We start from the raw sequence: 15,259 nt of genomic DNA on the forward strand, positions 1-15,259 counted from the left end.
GCTTATACTTCCCCTAGGCTGCCTTGTCGGCAGCATGCCGTTTCAGGCATCCATCGATAATTTCGTCAAACAGCTTCATAGCCCGCGTCCAGTTATGGTGGCTGAGCACCCTTTCCCGTCCCGCTTTGGAGAATTTCTCCCGCTCCCCGGCGCTGTCGAAAATGCGCGAGACACAGGCGGCATATTCCTCCGGTGTGGAGGCCGCCAGCAAATGTTCACCCACCACTGCATCGACGCCGCGGGCAGCGAGTTGGCTCGAGATCACCGGCACGCCAAGCGCCATGCCTTCGAGGATCTTGTTCTGGGTGCCGCGGGCAATCTCCAGCGGCGCCACCACCACTTCACTGCCGCGCACATAGGTGCGTACATCATCCACCGTCCCGGTTACCGTGACCCCGGGCAGCTCGCCCATGGCGCGGACCGAAGCCGGCGGTTCCGCCCCTACCACTGTAAAGGTGACGTCCGGGTATTTCTCCCGCAGCAGCGGCAGCACCTTCTGACAGAAGGAAATCACGCAGGCTTCGTTGGGATAATAATCCATGCGTCCGACAAAGCCGATGTTGTGCTTTTTGAACGTCCCGTCCGTGGGCTTGAAAAATTCGCTGTCCACCCCGTTGGGGAAAAAGGCGGACTGGATCCCGGTGTTGAAGCTGTCCAGGGTCTCCACCTCGAAATCGGTGGCGCAGACCCCGACGTCAAACTTGCGGGCCAGCCTTTTTTCCTCCGCCTCCAGCTTGCTGCCTTCCAGCCAGTAGCCCCAGCTGAACGGCCATTTCTTGAAGCCGGCGTAAGCCAGCCACTTCTGGCTGTCCATGTCACAATAATCGAGGATTTTCGGGATATCCGTCACATGCTCCACATATTGTGCAGCCGAGGAGCTGAAGACAACGATGAGGTCGAATTTTTCCTCGGCCAGCTTCTGTTTGATTTTCGCCTTCAGCTCCGGCGAATAAAAATAGCCCATGGAGGACGGTGTAGTGGTCAGAAGACAACCGACCATCCGGAGTTTCTGCCAGGTCTCGTTGACCCGGCTATAGAGAAACTCGTGGCAATGATCCTTGATCCCCTGGATTTCCTGCTCTTCTTCATCCGACCTGACCAGTGAGGCCACGGTCACCTTGTGGCCGCTTTCATGAAGATGGCGCACCATATTGAAGGATCGGATCTTGTCCCCCCTCGTGGGCGGATAGGGGAATCTGTGACTGACAAATAATATATTCACTCAGTTTCTCTTACTTAACCGTTTTATTCCGTGCCAAAAACCGGGGCCGGACTGGACGCCCGGCCCTGTGTGATTATTTCCTCAACTGCTGCAGGAGCACCTTGGCCTCCTCAAGACCAGCAAAGGAAACACCTGATGTCACCACCTGTTCCAGTTCCTGGCGGGCGGCGCCGTCACGGCCGGACTTATGCAGGGCAACAGCCAGGTGATAGCGTATTTCCATATTGTTCGGCGTTTTGCTTATGGCCTTCTGCAGCAGTTCCAGCCCTTCATCATGCTGGCCGGAAGAGACCAGAATCCAGGCGTAGGTATCAATGATGGAGGCATTTTCCGGCGCCGCTTCATAGGCCTGCTTGCCAAGATCGCTGGCCTTGTCCATCTCCCCTTTCTGGGAATAAAGCCAGGCCAGGTTGTTCAGGTTGACCACATTTTTGTCGTTCCGGGCCAATAACGCCTCATATTGCTTGATCGCGTTGTCATTGTCAGCCGCCGTCAGGTAGCTGTTGGCCAGGTTGCGCCGGACCACCACATCATCAGGATGTGTGCTCAAATAATCAGCCATGGTGGCGTGGGAGCTTGCAAAGTCGCCCATATCTTCATAGGCCTGGGCGATACTGATGATGATGCCACCGCCTTTAGCGCCCTTTTCTTGTCCTTCGAGATAATATTTCAGGGCCTGTTCCGGTTTGCCTTCAGCCAGGTAGACACGTCCGTCAAGGACGCTGGCTGAAAAGCCGTCCGGGTCCATATCCCGGATCGCCTGGACATGACTATGGGCGGAAGAATAATTCTTCTGGATCATTTCCAGGCGGACGAGTTCGGTGAGGACGGCTTTTTTATCCCCGGCAAATTCCAGGGCCTCCTTGTAAGTGTTGCGGGCGCCGGAGTAATCTTCATTTTCCATCTGGGCCAGGCCCAGCAGCAGATACCCCTTCTCGTTCTTGCCGATAATGGTCAGGAGCTTCTGGAAGTTGGCCACTGCTGAAACCTTGTTGCCCATCAGCCGGTCCAGTTTACCGGCCGCTTCATAGCCGGCCCCGTTTTCGGGGAAATCCTGGATCATCTCATTGGCAACCGCCTTGGCCTTGTCCAGGCGGCGCTCTTTGAGGTACAGCTCTGACAACTGGACACGGACAGAGATATTTTCCGGCGCGGCGGACACAGCCTGCTGCAGATATTCCTCCTGTTTCTGGCTGTCATTCTGGCGGGCGGCGATGTCGCTCAGGCCAAGCCAGGCTGCCAGATAGTTCTTATCCTTGGCAAGAATATCCCGGTAGATTTTTTCCGCCTCGTCGGTTTTACCCTCATTTACATCAAGCTTGGCCAGGTTTATCCTCGCCGTATTATAGTCGGGATTGATTTCCAGGGCCTTGTTGAAAAATTCCCGGGCCTCGTCAATCCTGTTCAACCCGACAAGCGCCGTCCCCTTCAGGTTGTACCCAACCGGATTATCCGGCATTTGCTTGATGGTCCGTTCGGCGTCGATCAGGCCTTTGGCATACTCCCCCTGGCGCAGGGAGATCAGCGTCAGGAAAACCGCCGCCTGCGAAGCTTCCGGATCATTTTCCAGAATCTCGGTCAACTGTTCTTCCGCAGACCTTGAATCCCCGGCAGCGAGACGACTGAGGGCCAGCTGAGTGCGCAACCGGCTTTCCTCCGGACGGGCCTCGACAGCCTTTTCAAAAAATGCTGTTCCCTTTTCGTAATTACCCAGTTTCAGATGGGCGCTGCCCAGCAGGGCGTACACCACAGAGCCTCCCTTACCGGACTCCGCCAGCGGCGTCAGAACCTTGATGGCCTGTTCCGGATCCCCCTGACGGATCAGGGAAGCGCCAAGGAGGCGACGACCAACCACATGGTCAGGATTAAGGTCAATCAGGCGGCTCAGATAATATATGGACTGTGCATAGTTTTTCTGGGCGTAATTCAGCACCCCGCGCAGCATCAGCGCCGGTTCAAATTTATCCAGCGGAACGCCGCCACGGTCCAGATATTCGGTTGCCTTGTCGGTTTCATTCTTGCGGGCATAAATGACGGCGGCAAGATAGTTGGCCGTTGGATGACGCGGAATAAGCTTGAAAACCCCGTCAAGTACTTCAAGGGACTCATCGTCCCTCTTTAAATCGAACAGCACCCCGGCCTTCTTGATCATCGCATTGATGTTTTTCGGCTCATACTGCAGAGCGTTGGAAAAATAATCCAGCGATTTTTTCGGCCCTTCGCGACGGTGCACCAGTTCCCCCTTGAGCATCAACGCCCGGGCGTTTTTCGGATTGAGCGCCAGGGCCTTGTCCACCATTTCCTCGGATTTCTCGTAATCATCCTTGAAATTATAGATCTGGGCGATACCGACGATGATATTGTCGTCATTCTTTTTCAACTCGGCGCCCTTTTGCAGATATTCAAGCGCCTTGTCCTGGTCCTGAAGTCCCTGATGCGCCATGCCGAGGATGAGATAGGCCTGCGCCTTGTCTTCTCCTTCAAAGGCATCCTCATCCACGATTTCCAGAACTTCCCCGAATTTCCTCAAAATCAGATAGGCCTGGCTCAAATCAAGCGCAACTTCCCCAGCCGGCTTGCCAAGTTCGATCGCCCGCAGCAGCTCCTTCTCCGCAGACAGGCCGTCTGCCTTTTTCAGGTAAGCCTTGCCGAGTTCGAACCTGATATCCGCATTTTTCGGGTCCACCCGCGCCGCATTTTTATACTGGATGATGGCAGCTTCGAGATTGCCTTTTTTGAGATACGCCTCGGCTTCCTGCACATATTCGGCGCTCTCGCTGTTGTCGACAGCCGCCAGTGCCGGCATGGCCATCCCGATAGACAGGGCCAGGCATGGTATCAAAAAGCTTCTCATAGTTTTATCCCCTTGGATCGTTTAATTCATTTGTGCGGGAGCAACCTGCGCCAGCGCCGCTCTAAAGATTGATATTATATTGTTTTATAAGACCATAAAAAGTCGGTCGGCTGACACCGAGCAGTTTCGCCGCATGGCTGACGTTGCCGTTGGCATTGGCCAGCGCCTTCCTGATGGCCTTCATATCGGCCATTTCCCTGATCTGTTTCAGGTTCAGCAGCTCTTCTTCCATCTCGTCGACCGCCAGTTCCAGGTCCGAAGCCTCGATCTTGTTTCCTTCGCACATGATCACGGCACGCTTGATGCGGTTTTCCAGTTCCCTGACGTTACCCGGCCAATTGTAGCCGGAAATCACGGAAATGGCTTCCTTGGTGAAGCTCTTGACGTTGCGCTTCAGTTCCTTGTTGAACTTGTTGAGGAAATTATGGGCCAGAAGCGCCGCATCCCCCTCACGCTCCACCAGCGGCGGAATATTGATCACGATCTCGCTGAGCCGATAGAACAGGTCCTCCCGGAACAGGTTTTCCGCGATATGGCTTTCCAGATCCTGATGGGTGGCGCAGACAACGCGGACATCAACCGGTATTTCCTTGCGGCCGCCAATTCGTTCAATCACCCTTTCCTGCAGGAAGCGGAGCAGCTTGACCTGCAGCGGGAACGGCAGGTCGCCGATCTCATCAAGGAACAATGTGCCGCCATGGGCGACTTCGATCTTGCCGAGCGTCTGTTTCACAGCACCGGTAAAGGCCCCTTTCTCGTAGCCAAACAGCTCGCTTTCCAGCAGGTTTTCCGGGATCGCCGCACAGTTGATGGCGACAAAGGGCTTTTCCTTGCGGTCGCTCAGGTCATGCAGAGCCCGGGCAAGCAATTCCTTACCGGTCCCGCTGGCCCCCAGCAGCATAACGGTGACGTTGGTGGGCGCGACCCGCTCGACAATGTTGCAGACCTTGTTCATGCTTTCGCTGGCGGTGATGACATTATTAAGGCGCGAGGACTGCTGCCCGGCGGCGAGCCGACGGTTTTCCTCTTCCAGATCGCTGAGGCGATAGGCGCGCTCGACGATCAGTCCCAGTTCGTCCGGATCCACGGGTTTCTGGTAAAAGTCATAGGCCCCGAGCGAGATACTCTGCAGGGCGCTTTCACGGGCGCCGTGGCCGGAGGCGATAATGACTTTCGTGTGCGGGGCCTCGGCCAGAATCTGCTCGAGACAGGCCAATCCCTCGGATATCCCATCCTCGTCCGGCGGCAGCCCGAGATCCAGGGTCACGACAGCCGGCTTATCACGACGAACGATATCAAGCGCCTCTTCACGGGTACCGGCAATTTCGATGTCATAGTCTTCGAAGTTCCATTTATATTGCCTTTGCAGGCCCGGGTCATCTTCTACAACCAACAGCTTTCTTTTTATTGTATCTGACATATACGTTGCCTTTACTGTACTACTTCATTCAATTGTTTTTCATTCTCGCTGGCCAGTTTCAGATACACCGTCATCGTCGTACCTTCGCCCGGCGCGCTCCTGACGCTCAGGCGGCCACCCATGCGTTTTATAATCTCCCGGCTTTCATAGGCGCCGATGCCGTAGCCGTTTTCCTTGGTGGACCGGAACGGCCGGAAAAGTTCATTGCGAATAAACTCCTCACTCATCCCGCACCCATTGTCCGACAGTTTTACAATGGCATAGCCATCTTCCGAAGACAACCGGAGGTCAACACGAACATCTTCAGGGGTGCAGGCGTCTATGGCATTCTGCACCAGATGCATGAACACCGTATCCAGACTTTCCAGATCGGCATTCACGGGGAGAGAATCCTCTCTCTTGCTGAAGCCGACACTGGTGCCGCTCTTGGCATGGCGGGATATAACTTTTTCCAGAAAGTCCACCAGGTCGCTGGTTTCCTCTTCCTTTTCCCGGGAAGGTTCCTGCACCACGGTGATGCGGGACAGGAGGTTATTCATTTTTTCCGCCGAATCCTTTACCGTCAGCAGCATGTCCTGCTGGAATTCCGGATTGCCCGCATGCTTCTCCGCATTGCGCACAATCAGCGACAACTGACTGGCCAGATTCTTGATATCATGGACGACAAAGGCAAATTTGCGATTGAAGGCTTCAAATTCCCGCGCTTCGGCCAGCGCATGCTCGGCAATCTGTTCAGCCAGGTAACTGCCTACCTGACGGCCGACAATTTTCAGCAGATCCAGACTTTCCCAGTTCAGGTCCTTGGCTCCCCTCGGCCGCATTAACAGGATAAAACCAACGGTCCGGTCATGGTGGAGCAACGGAACCACCAGCCACAATTCCGGGGTTTCCAGCAGCCAGTTGGGGATCCGGTAGTCCGATCCCTTGATCTTGCCGTCTTCCACCTCATCCAGGTTCACCACCCATTCCTGCTGCTCGATATAGCGGATAAAGGGGTCATTGATATCCAGTTCACCTTCCATCCTGGGATGGTAATTCCATTTGGCGGCCATGACATAGGCATCGGGTTTTTCCCTGAGCCACAGGCCGCCGCCCGGACTGTCCATGATATCGGCCACCGCCTGAATAGAACGTTCCCGCAGCCCGTAGTGATGCTTGGTATCGGAAATCGTGCCGATAAACCTCAACCACTCTTCCCGGTAGTCGTATTTGTAGCGGAACAGATGTTTGCCGATCAGCACTTTTACCTGGGAGCGGAAATGCCCCGAGGACAGTGCCGCCACCAGCGCCAGCACGGCAACAACCACAAAGGTTGCCTGCAGCAGGTTGCCCCATTTACCGCCATGGTTCTGCAGGTAATAACCGGCGGCAGACATGCCGATCAGGTAGGCGCCGCTGCCGATCAGGGTAATGGTGTGAAAAGCCGCCTTGCGGGAAATCTGCACCTTCAGCGACCAGTCGGGGTTGCGTGAAGCAGATATGCCGATCATCGGCACGACCAGGAAATTGATCAGGCCCCGGGCCTCATACAGCTTGGGACCGATCGCGGTAAACAGGATATTGTCGGCATAGAGCAGGAAATCGAACACATAGAGCGTTCCCAGCGCCAGGCAGAGATAGCGGATACCCCAGCGGTTTTCCTCGGCGGTGCTGCGATAGACATTTTCCACCAGCAGCAGCACCAGGATCGAGATAAACAGGCTCTCATACATGTTGACCTTGGCCGGGATGATGATATCGCTCCAGCCGGCATTGCCGCCAACGGTAAGGAGTTCCACCGTGAGCAATATGCCGAAACCGATGCCATAGATGCGGCCGATCTTGCGGGCCAGTTTCTCGTTCCCCTGGGCGCACCAGATATTGAACATCAAATGGACCAGCATGAAAATCCAGGCGCTGTTGCGCAGAAATTCCACCAGTGTCAGAAAAAGGAAGGCCTGGTTCCCCGGCAGATAACTGAATGTATGAACCAGTCCCCAGACAACATTGATCATCAGGACAAAGGCTAGCCATTTCTGGGTCGAGGAGAGCCTGTTGCGGCTGGTGATCAGCAGAATGGCGGCCAGCACCAGGTATGCCCCTGTTGCCATGGCATATGTATAGATTCCTATATCGCTGAAGACGCCTTCCATTGGTAAATCACCTTACCCCATCCGGCCACAATACTACACGTACGGTCTGAATCAGAATAAGGAAATCGAGAAACACGGAATAATTCTTGATGTAATAGAGGTCATATTCCAGCTTCTTGCGGGAATCCTCTTCCGACGCCCCATAGGGATAATTCAGTTGAGCCCATCCGGTGATGCCGGGTTTTACCCTGTGACGCTCATGGTAATAAGGGATCTTCTCACCCAGCTGCTCGACAAAAAACGGCCGTTCAGGACGGGGACCGACAAAACTCATGTCGCCTTTGAGCACATTGAAGATCTGCGGGATCTCGTCGATCCGGGTGGTCCGGATCACCCGCCCCACCGTCGTCACCCGGGCATCATTCTTTTTGGCCCACTGCGGCACGCCGTCTGCTTCAGCATCCACCGTCATGCTGCGGAATTTCATCACCGCGAAGGTTTTGCCGCCAAGGCCAACCCGTTCCTGGCGGTAAAATACCGGTCCATGGCTTGTGGCCTTCACCAGCAAGGCCGTCAGGATCAAAACAGGAAGTGTCAGAATGAGCAGCAGCAGGCTGGCGGAAACATCAAACAGACGCTTGATAAACAGGTCTGCGCTATTGCCACCGCCAAAGCCGTCGGAAAAAATCATCCAGCTGGGATTCACGCTGTCCAGATTCACCGTGCCGGATTGCTGTTCGATAAATGATGTGGAATCCGTCACGGCGCAGCCCGCCATGCGACAATCCAGAAGATCATCAAGTGGCAGCGTTCCGCGCCGTTCCTGAATGGCAACCACGATTTCCTGGACATGATTTTCCGTCACATAGTCCTTCAGACTTCCGACGGTCTCATAGCGGGCCGCCTCCGCCACATCCGTTTCCTGATCAGCCATTTTCAGGAAATTGGCAAACCGGACATGGGATCCGTGGCCAAGACCGCTGTTGCGCACGCGGCTGGCCCGTTCTCCGGCCCCCAGCACAAGAACATTCTTCTTGAACTGCTGCATATCCACCACATGCAGGAAAATATAGCGGATCACCAGAAGCCCCAGTCCGGAAAAGGACAGGGCGTAGAGAACCACACTACGCCACAGGGCGATGTCGGGAACCATGTAAAGAATGACGGAAATGGTCAGCAACGCGATGAACATACTGACCACCAGCCTGAGCAGGGAAACCCGGAAATCCCGGCAGGCTTCCAGCTGGTACATGCCGGTCGCCAGCATCACCACATAAACCGTTACCACGAAGGCGCTGATCTCGGCAACATAGTCCGTGATCTTAAAATCATACATCCCGATCTGGGTAAACCGAATGGTCATGCCGGCCCACACCGCCGCCAGCAGCAGTAAACATTCGATTATCCCTAAATACAACAGCGGCTTAGGAATATAGTGCCTGAAAATCCTTATCATTCGCTTTTACTTTTTCTTTCCAGCCTGACTTTTTATCCGGTTAATTTTTCTGACCCTGGCCGGTTTTTCTTTTGTCCGTCAGCAGTATAAATTTCTCAAACCATAATAGGGATATATGAAAAAAAGATTGCCAAATCCTTATCTAAACCTTTACGGATGAAGGAATTAACTGATTTTTCTGCATTTTTCCTTTAGGAAAATTTGCCCCTAATCGCGATACAGACATATATGGACATCTATATTTTCAGATCCGACAGATCCTTGCGAACAGACCGGTTGTTTCTGGCAGACTGCGTGGAATAGCCCACACGACCGGCGAATACGACCTGGGGGGTTTTGTCTCCGGCAATATCCCGGAGTGCCTCAACCAGTTTTCCTGTTTTTTCCGCGAAAGGTTTCTGCCCGGCGGCCAGCTCTTTGCCCTCAAGAAGCCGGCTGGCAAAGCAAAGCGGGGCGAGCGAAGGCTGCATAACCAGTCCGAGCTCCGTCGCCCGCAACCAGAAGCGCTGCAACTTTTCGCCTGCTTTCAGGAAATCCTCGATGGCCCGGTCTTTCTCCTCGGCCCAGCTGAGCACGAAATGGGCGCTGCAGAACCAGCCCGGGACCAGGTCCATCTGCACACGGGCCAGCATGGTTCCGCCCAGGTATTTATTCATGAAGTCCATGCGGCCCCAGTCGGCCATCGCCTGTTTCATCATGGTCAGCGACATTTTGTCGATTCCCAGGGCCGATGCCGGTATTCCGGTTTTACTGTCGCCGTCATGCCAGTCGATGATCTTCTCATGCACGTGGAAACAGTCCTTCATGCGCAGGCGAATATCCGTCGCAATGGCATTCAGTTTTGCAAACCGCCAGCGGTCTTGGTCCCGTTCCAGCCACTGGAAGTGAAACATCCCGCCAAGTTCGCGTTCCAGATCAGCTTTCTGGTGCGGCGTCAGCCGCCGGTTGAGGTATCGCCGCCGGTCAACTGACCGCAGCGGAATAAAGGGTGCGAGGTCGTCACTGGACGTGCCCTTGCTGCGAAAAATCACTGAGATCTGAACAGCGGAACCATCCCATTGCTCCCCCTCCTCCAGCGTCCAGCTGACGGAATGTTTCTCGCGGTCAGCCGCAATCCGGATGGTTTCCAGCAACATGCCGACGGACAGATAGGTCGGCTGACCGTGATTATATTCATAGGGATTGCTGCTTTCGATGGCCGGCACATGGATAACCAGTTTCTTCGCACTGGCCACCTCAAACCGCCAAGGCTGGGTATTGTCACCACTCGGCGCCCAGCGGGCCTGGTCGAGAATCCTGTCCATGAATTCCTTGGGTTGCTCGTCTTCCGCCGCCTGGGCCACGGGGGAGCTGGCCGCCATTTTCGCATACATGCGCCGGCCAATGGCAAACTTGAGCTTTTGAATCGGGTTGGCGTTCCCCATCGGCATATAGCCTTTGATGAATTTGCAGCGATAGGCGTCAAACAGCTGATATCGCGGTGCGGCCCTCACTTCACCGCGGCCGAGCATGACCTTGACCGCTTCGGTCACCAGGAAGCCGGCCGACAACTGTACCCCGGTCGGGGTCGAGGGGACCTTCTGTTCCTTCATGTTAACCCGTGACGGATCGACAAGATAACCGGGATGCAGGGGGCGCGGGGTCAGGCCGATCAGGAACTTGACATAGCGGTCCTCGCGCACAGGTTCTTCCTCGAGGCGGAAATAGTCTTCGGCGCTCATGCCGCCCGGCATAAAGGTCAGCATCGCCACCCCCATGCCAACCGGCGCCGCCGTGATCGCCGGAATGGAAAGTTCATGGCACCGTTTAAAGACCGCCATGCGGGTATCGAGCACAAAAAAATCAAATCCGTCGACGAACAGATCCACCCCATCCAGGAAGGCATCGATATTGCCCGGCTTGCCGTCCCGTTCTTCATGGATGCCCTCGTCGAAAACGGTAATCTCCGCTTCCGGGTTGATATCCCTGATCATATCGGCCATGACATCAACCTTGGATTTGCCGATGGTTGACATCATGGCGCCGACCTGACGATTGAAATTCGCCAACTCAAAGACATCCATGTCGGATATATGAAACCGTCTTACGCCGAACCGGGCCAGAAGCAGGGCATGGGCTCCGCCGACGCCCCCCATGCCGGCAATCGCGACTTTCTTGTGCCGCAGGATCTCCATTTCCCGGTCCGTGATCCAGCCAAGGTTGCGGGAGAATGCTTCCTGATGATTAAAGGTCGGCTGCATTTTCGGTTTCGCGCTCCTGTGTCAGGTCAGTTTTCAATATTTTCCAGCAGTTCCATTGCCTGGATGTGACCGTCAAAGATCCGTCCGTCTTCCCGGATTTCCCTCAGCAGCGAAACCGCCCGGTCGCGATCGCCGGTTTCATGGTACGCCTTCGCAAGGTGAAATTTTATCTCGAGGCTCTGCGGGGCAAAGTCAGCAGCTTTCTGCAGCGCTCGGATCGCCTCGTCGAACTCATTTGCTTTAAGCAATATCTGACCCTCGGTATCCAGGATGTTGGGATCCAGCGGAGCGAGTTGCCGCGCCCGGCTGATGGTCTGGCGCGCCGCGTCGACCTGTCCCAGTTTCATCTGCGACCATGACAGGTTGTTCAGAAGCGCGATATTGTCTCCATTTGTTTCCAACAGCCTGCCGTAGTGCTCGGCTGATTGTTCGTAATTTTCAGCCAGCAGGTAAACATCTGCCAACAGCCACTCTGCCAGTGTGTCGTTATTGTTTTCCTCAAGCCAGCCAGACATCAGGTCGATGGCCTTGTCGTACTGGCGGTTGGACATATAGGCGTGGGCCAGGTCACGCACCAGGTTGGAACTGGGTTTCTGGTCATAAGCTGCTTCAAAATAGAGCGCGGCCTTGTCATAGTCGCCCCGGGCCATGTTGATCCGCCCGCGCAGTTCCAGGATTTCATAATCGCGGGAGTTTTCGTCAACGAACTCGGCGAGGATGGCGTCAGCGCCGACCCAGTCATCCGTTGACGCCTTAACTTTTGCCTTATAAATCAATGCCTTGCGGTTGTTCGGCAAGAGCTTGAGCATCTCGTCCGCGACGTTGTCCAGCTCCTCCCAGTTCTGGGCCTGGTTGTAGGCATCTGCCAGGAAAGCGAGCGGCGCCAGATTGTTCGGTACTTCTTCCTTGAGGCGTTCAAAGGTCATGATCGCCGCGACGGTCTGGTTCAGGGCAAGCTCTGACAAGCCCTTGACTTCCAGCAGGAAGACATCGTCGGGATAGAGGGAAATAAGTTTCTTGGTGATTTCCAGCGCCTCGCCCGGTTCGTTGCGCAACAAGTGGTAGCGCGCCATTTCAACCGCGACTTTCACCGAGTTGGGATTATTCTCATAGGCCCGGAACAAATAATCTTCGGCTTTGGTCATGTCGCCCGTTTGCCGTTCCAGATCATAGAGGGAGATCAGGCCATATTCATTGCCGGGATTAAGTTCGACAAAGGCCTCAAGAATGTCCTTGGCTTTCTTCGTATCCCCGTCGGCAAAATACTTGTTGGCCATTACAATCGCCGACGCCGTATGACCGGGATTCTTTTCCAGGATCTTGCCGAAAATATCGTAGGATTCCTCAACTTTGCCCGTATTTAACTTCACATAGCCGATACAGGTTGCAGCATTGACGTCCTCCGGCTTCTGCTCGTGCAGTTTTTCGCAGATTTCCAGGGCCTCGTCATATTTCTTGAGAGACAGCAAATCCCTGGCAAGCCGCATCTGGGCGATATAGGCATCGGATACTCCCTGCAATGACGACTGCATATCCTCAATACCGCTTTCCACGTCGCCGGAAAGAACCTTCAGCATGCCCAACTGAGCCTGGCTTTTCGGCTGCTCCTTGTTCTTTTCCAGGGATTTTTCAAGGTAAAGGCGTGCTTCTTCGATGCGGCCGCGCTTGAGTTCGATATTGGCCAGCATGTTGAGTAGCTGGGTGTCGTCAACATCCTCTGTCAACACCTCTTTCAGGGCCTCGCTGGCTTCCTCGGTCTTGTTCAGCTTGATCAGGACCTGGGCGAGCAGCTTCCTTGCCTGAAGGTCGTTCGACACCCGGTCTGTATATTTTACGATATTGTTATAGGTTTGCTCGTAGTCCTTCAGGGCATAGCTTGCCAAGGCAGCAATATACAGTGCGCGCGGCTCCCGGGGATTAATCTCCAGGATTTTACCCGCATAAGTGCGCGCCGCCTCATAATTCTCGGCCCGCATGGCTGCAAGCGCCGACACATAGTTGACCAAAGGATGGTTTGGATATTTCTGGCGGAATTCGCTCAGATGCTTCTCCGCTTCCTCCATCTTCCCGAGCAGGACCTGAGCCCAGGCCAGGTAGAACTGGTTGACCACAATATAGGGATATTCATCAGACAGTTTCTGATAGATTTTTTCTGCTTCTTCCACCCGGTTGGTCACCCAGAGGTGATTTGCCTTGAGCTGCAACAACAGCCGGTCGTTAGGGACGACAGCTTCGGCTTTGGCGATATATTCCTCAACCTTGTCATAGTTGCGCAGAATGGAATAGATTTCGGCCCTCTTCACCAGCGCCAGAACATTCTCCGGTGCAAGTTCCAGCACCTTGTCATATTGCTCAGCCGCCTCTGTCAGGCGATATTTACCAAACAAGGCCTGACCACGCAGGTTCCGTTTCGTAATTTCTTCGAGAAGCGTGTCTTCCGGCTCAAGCGTTATTTTCTGGAGCACCTCGTCAAAATTCCGCTGCAGCAGCCATGCGCGCGCCAATTGCGGCAAAACCAGCCTGTCGGGTTTTCCGGCCATGGCCGCTTTCTTCAGTTCGATCTCTGCCGCGGCCCCATTTTCCATCTCCAGCAATATCTGGCCCAAGAGGAACCTGGCGTCGGCACTGTCCGGGTGATCCTGCAAGGCATTCTTCAGCTCAATCACCGCTGCATTCATATTTCCGTTATATTGCTGCTCGACGGCGCGCTGCATTCTTTGTTCAAGTGTGAGCTTGTCACCGGAGTCGCAAGCGGATAGCAATAGGCCGGCAGAAAGAACTGCAGCCAGCGCAAGCTTGCCGGCACTGGCTTTTAACTTGATCCTGTTTTTGAATTTAACTGGGAGTGGACTGGACATTTTCCCGCCTCCTGATCGCATAATGTTCCCCAAACTCATCGCAGGAGCGATGGGTTCTTCTTTTGTGATTGGTCTGTTTGAAGTGTAATATGCCTGAGAGCTATTGCAAAGGCGTTAATTTGTTCCCCCTCCGGATAAAAATTATTTATCTCCGGTGTAGGGGTAGAGAGTGCCGCACTCTGTGATGACGTTCCAGATTTCCCGTCGTTCTTCGTAAATACCGTTCAGCAGACTGTCTACATCACTGTAATGGGTCCGGCGACGGCCATGATACTCGATGATCGGTCCAATCGCGGTAAAGCGTATGCCCAGCTTGCGCAAAAGGCGCTGCAAAGCCGGCTCCATCACGACGGCCCAGTGGGTAATGTTGTGCTCCACACTCATACGCACAATCGCCGTCATAAGCCCCAGGGTGATATGTGGAATAACACGCTGGGATTCAGGGCTGCCGGCATTTTCCTCGATACCCGGAATGTGAGTATCATAATGACGCTGGCGGAATTTCTTGGATACAGAAAAGCGTGAGATTTCCGCAGTACGCCCGCGGGGCAGAACATCTTCACCGAGTTCGCCCAATTCCTCGGAAATGGTCAAAGCAGGAATTTCATGACCGCCACTTTGTTCCTGCGGCAAAATTATCCGGACAGTACCGGCAACGACGCCGGAGTTTTTATGGATCAACAGGCTGGAAACAGACTGGTCGTCATAGATATCCATTTCCATTTCATTCTCGAATTCATCTTTATTTTCGAACCCGGTCTCCAGACAATAAACCTGGTAGCGGAGACGGTAAGCCTCCTCCCGCAGTTCCGGGCTATCCGCCGGCACCACATCAAAGAGTTCCCTGTAGACCTTCACAAGATGTGCATCGTCTTTGTGAACCTCGGACGGCACGGCGGCGGCAACTATTTTTTGTGACTGCATGATGTCAATCAACCTGTCGTAGCATTTTGAATAAGAGCACCCTCTCTCCCGAATCATTCTGACCCTAAATGGTTTAGAGGGTATTAAAGATCTATTTTTTCCTACAATTTTACGAAAATTTTAATGAAATGGTTTTATTAAATTCAACAGGAAATGCGTAATTTCTATCAAACAAACATAATTTCGCGTTAAAATGAATTCATGAACAGTTGG

General features: G+C 54.1%; 8 protein-coding genes. All 8 read right to left on the bottom strand.

Annotated features, from left to right (window positions below):
- Positions 1–13 precede the first annotated feature (13 nt).
- The 8 genes from FIV46_RS11220 to FIV46_RS11255 all read right to left on the bottom strand — a co-directional run bounded on the left by FIV46_RS11220 (position 14) and on the right by FIV46_RS11255 (position 15,046).
- On the bottom strand, positions 14–1,222 hold the full coding sequence (locus FIV46_RS11220; RefSeq protein ID WP_139941021.1) for a TIGR03087 family PEP-CTERM/XrtA system glycosyltransferase: 1,209 nt from the start codon (positions 1,220–1,222) through the stop codon (positions 14–16).
- Between the two features lie 73 nt (positions 1,223–1,295).
- The gene (prsT, locus tag FIV46_RS11225) at positions 1,296–4,076 is read right to left on the bottom strand and encodes an XrtA/PEP-CTERM system TPR-repeat protein PrsT (protein WP_139941022.1); all 2,781 of its coding nucleotides are present in this window, start codon (positions 4,074–4,076) and stop codon (positions 1,296–1,298) included.
- Positions 4,077–4,137: 61 nt separating this feature from the next.
- A complete protein-coding gene (gene prsR / locus FIV46_RS11230; protein ID WP_139941023.1) occupies positions 4,138–5,496 on the bottom strand; it encodes a PEP-CTERM-box response regulator transcription factor in 1,359 nt (452 codons plus the stop codon).
- Positions 5,497–5,507: 11 nt separating this feature from the next.
- Positions 5,508–7,586, bottom strand: coding sequence for an XrtA/PEP-CTERM system histidine kinase PrsK (gene prsK, locus FIV46_RS11235; protein WP_181163206.1), 2,079 nt, complete (start codon positions 7,584–7,586; stop codon positions 5,508–5,510).
- Positions 7,587–7,635: 49 nt separating this feature from the next.
- Entirely contained in the window at positions 7,636–9,024 is a 1,389-nt protein-coding gene (locus tag FIV46_RS11240; RefSeq protein WP_139941025.1) for a TIGR03013 family XrtA/PEP-CTERM system glycosyltransferase, read from the bottom strand.
- A 236-nt stretch (positions 9,025–9,260) separates the two neighbouring features.
- Entirely contained in the window at positions 9,261–11,264 is a 2,004-nt protein-coding gene (locus FIV46_RS11245; RefSeq protein ID WP_139941026.1) for a ThiF family adenylyltransferase, read from the bottom strand.
- 26 nt (positions 11,265–11,290) lie between these two features.
- The gene (gene prsT / locus FIV46_RS11250) at positions 11,291–14,122 is read right to left on the bottom strand and encodes an XrtA/PEP-CTERM system TPR-repeat protein PrsT (RefSeq protein ID WP_181163207.1); all 2,832 of its coding nucleotides are present in this window, start codon (positions 14,120–14,122) and stop codon (positions 11,291–11,293) included.
- A gap of 141 nt (positions 14,123–14,263) precedes the next feature.
- Positions 14,264–15,046, bottom strand: a complete 783-nt coding sequence (locus FIV46_RS11255) for a PEP-CTERM/exosortase system-associated acyltransferase (RefSeq protein WP_181163208.1) — start codon at positions 15,044–15,046, stop codon at positions 14,264–14,266.
- Between the last annotated feature and the right edge of the window lie 213 nt (positions 15,047–15,259).

The sequence above is a fragment of the Emcibacter nanhaiensis genome, assembly GCF_006385175.1.
Classification (GTDB): Bacteria; Pseudomonadota; Alphaproteobacteria; order Sphingomonadales; family Emcibacteraceae; genus Emcibacter; species Emcibacter nanhaiensis.

Coding starts and splice junctions, on each gene's coding strand:
- prsR (WP_139941023.1), bottom strand. CDS start 5,496: ATGTCAGATACAATAAAAAGAAAGCTGTTGGTTGTAGAAGATGACCCG.
- FIV46_RS11255 (WP_181163208.1), bottom strand. CDS start 15,046: ATGCAGTCACAAAAAATAGTTGCCGCCGCCGTGCCGTCCGAGGTTCAC.
- FIV46_RS11245 (WP_139941026.1), bottom strand. CDS start 11,264: ATGCAGCCGACCTTTAATCATCAGGAAGCATTCTCCCGCAACCTTGGC.
- prsT (WP_181163207.1), bottom strand. CDS start 14,122: ATGTCCAGTCCACTCCCAGTTAAATTCAAAAACAGGATCAAGTTAAAA.
- FIV46_RS11240 (WP_139941025.1), bottom strand. CDS start 9,024: ATGATAAGGATTTTCAGGCACTATATTCCTAAGCCGCTGTTGTATTTA.
- prsT (WP_139941022.1), bottom strand. CDS start 4,076: ATGAGAAGCTTTTTGATACCATGCCTGGCCCTGTCTATCGGGATGGCC.
- prsK (WP_181163206.1), bottom strand. CDS start 7,586: ATGGCAACAGGGGCATACCTGGTGCTGGCCGCCATTCTGCTGATCACC.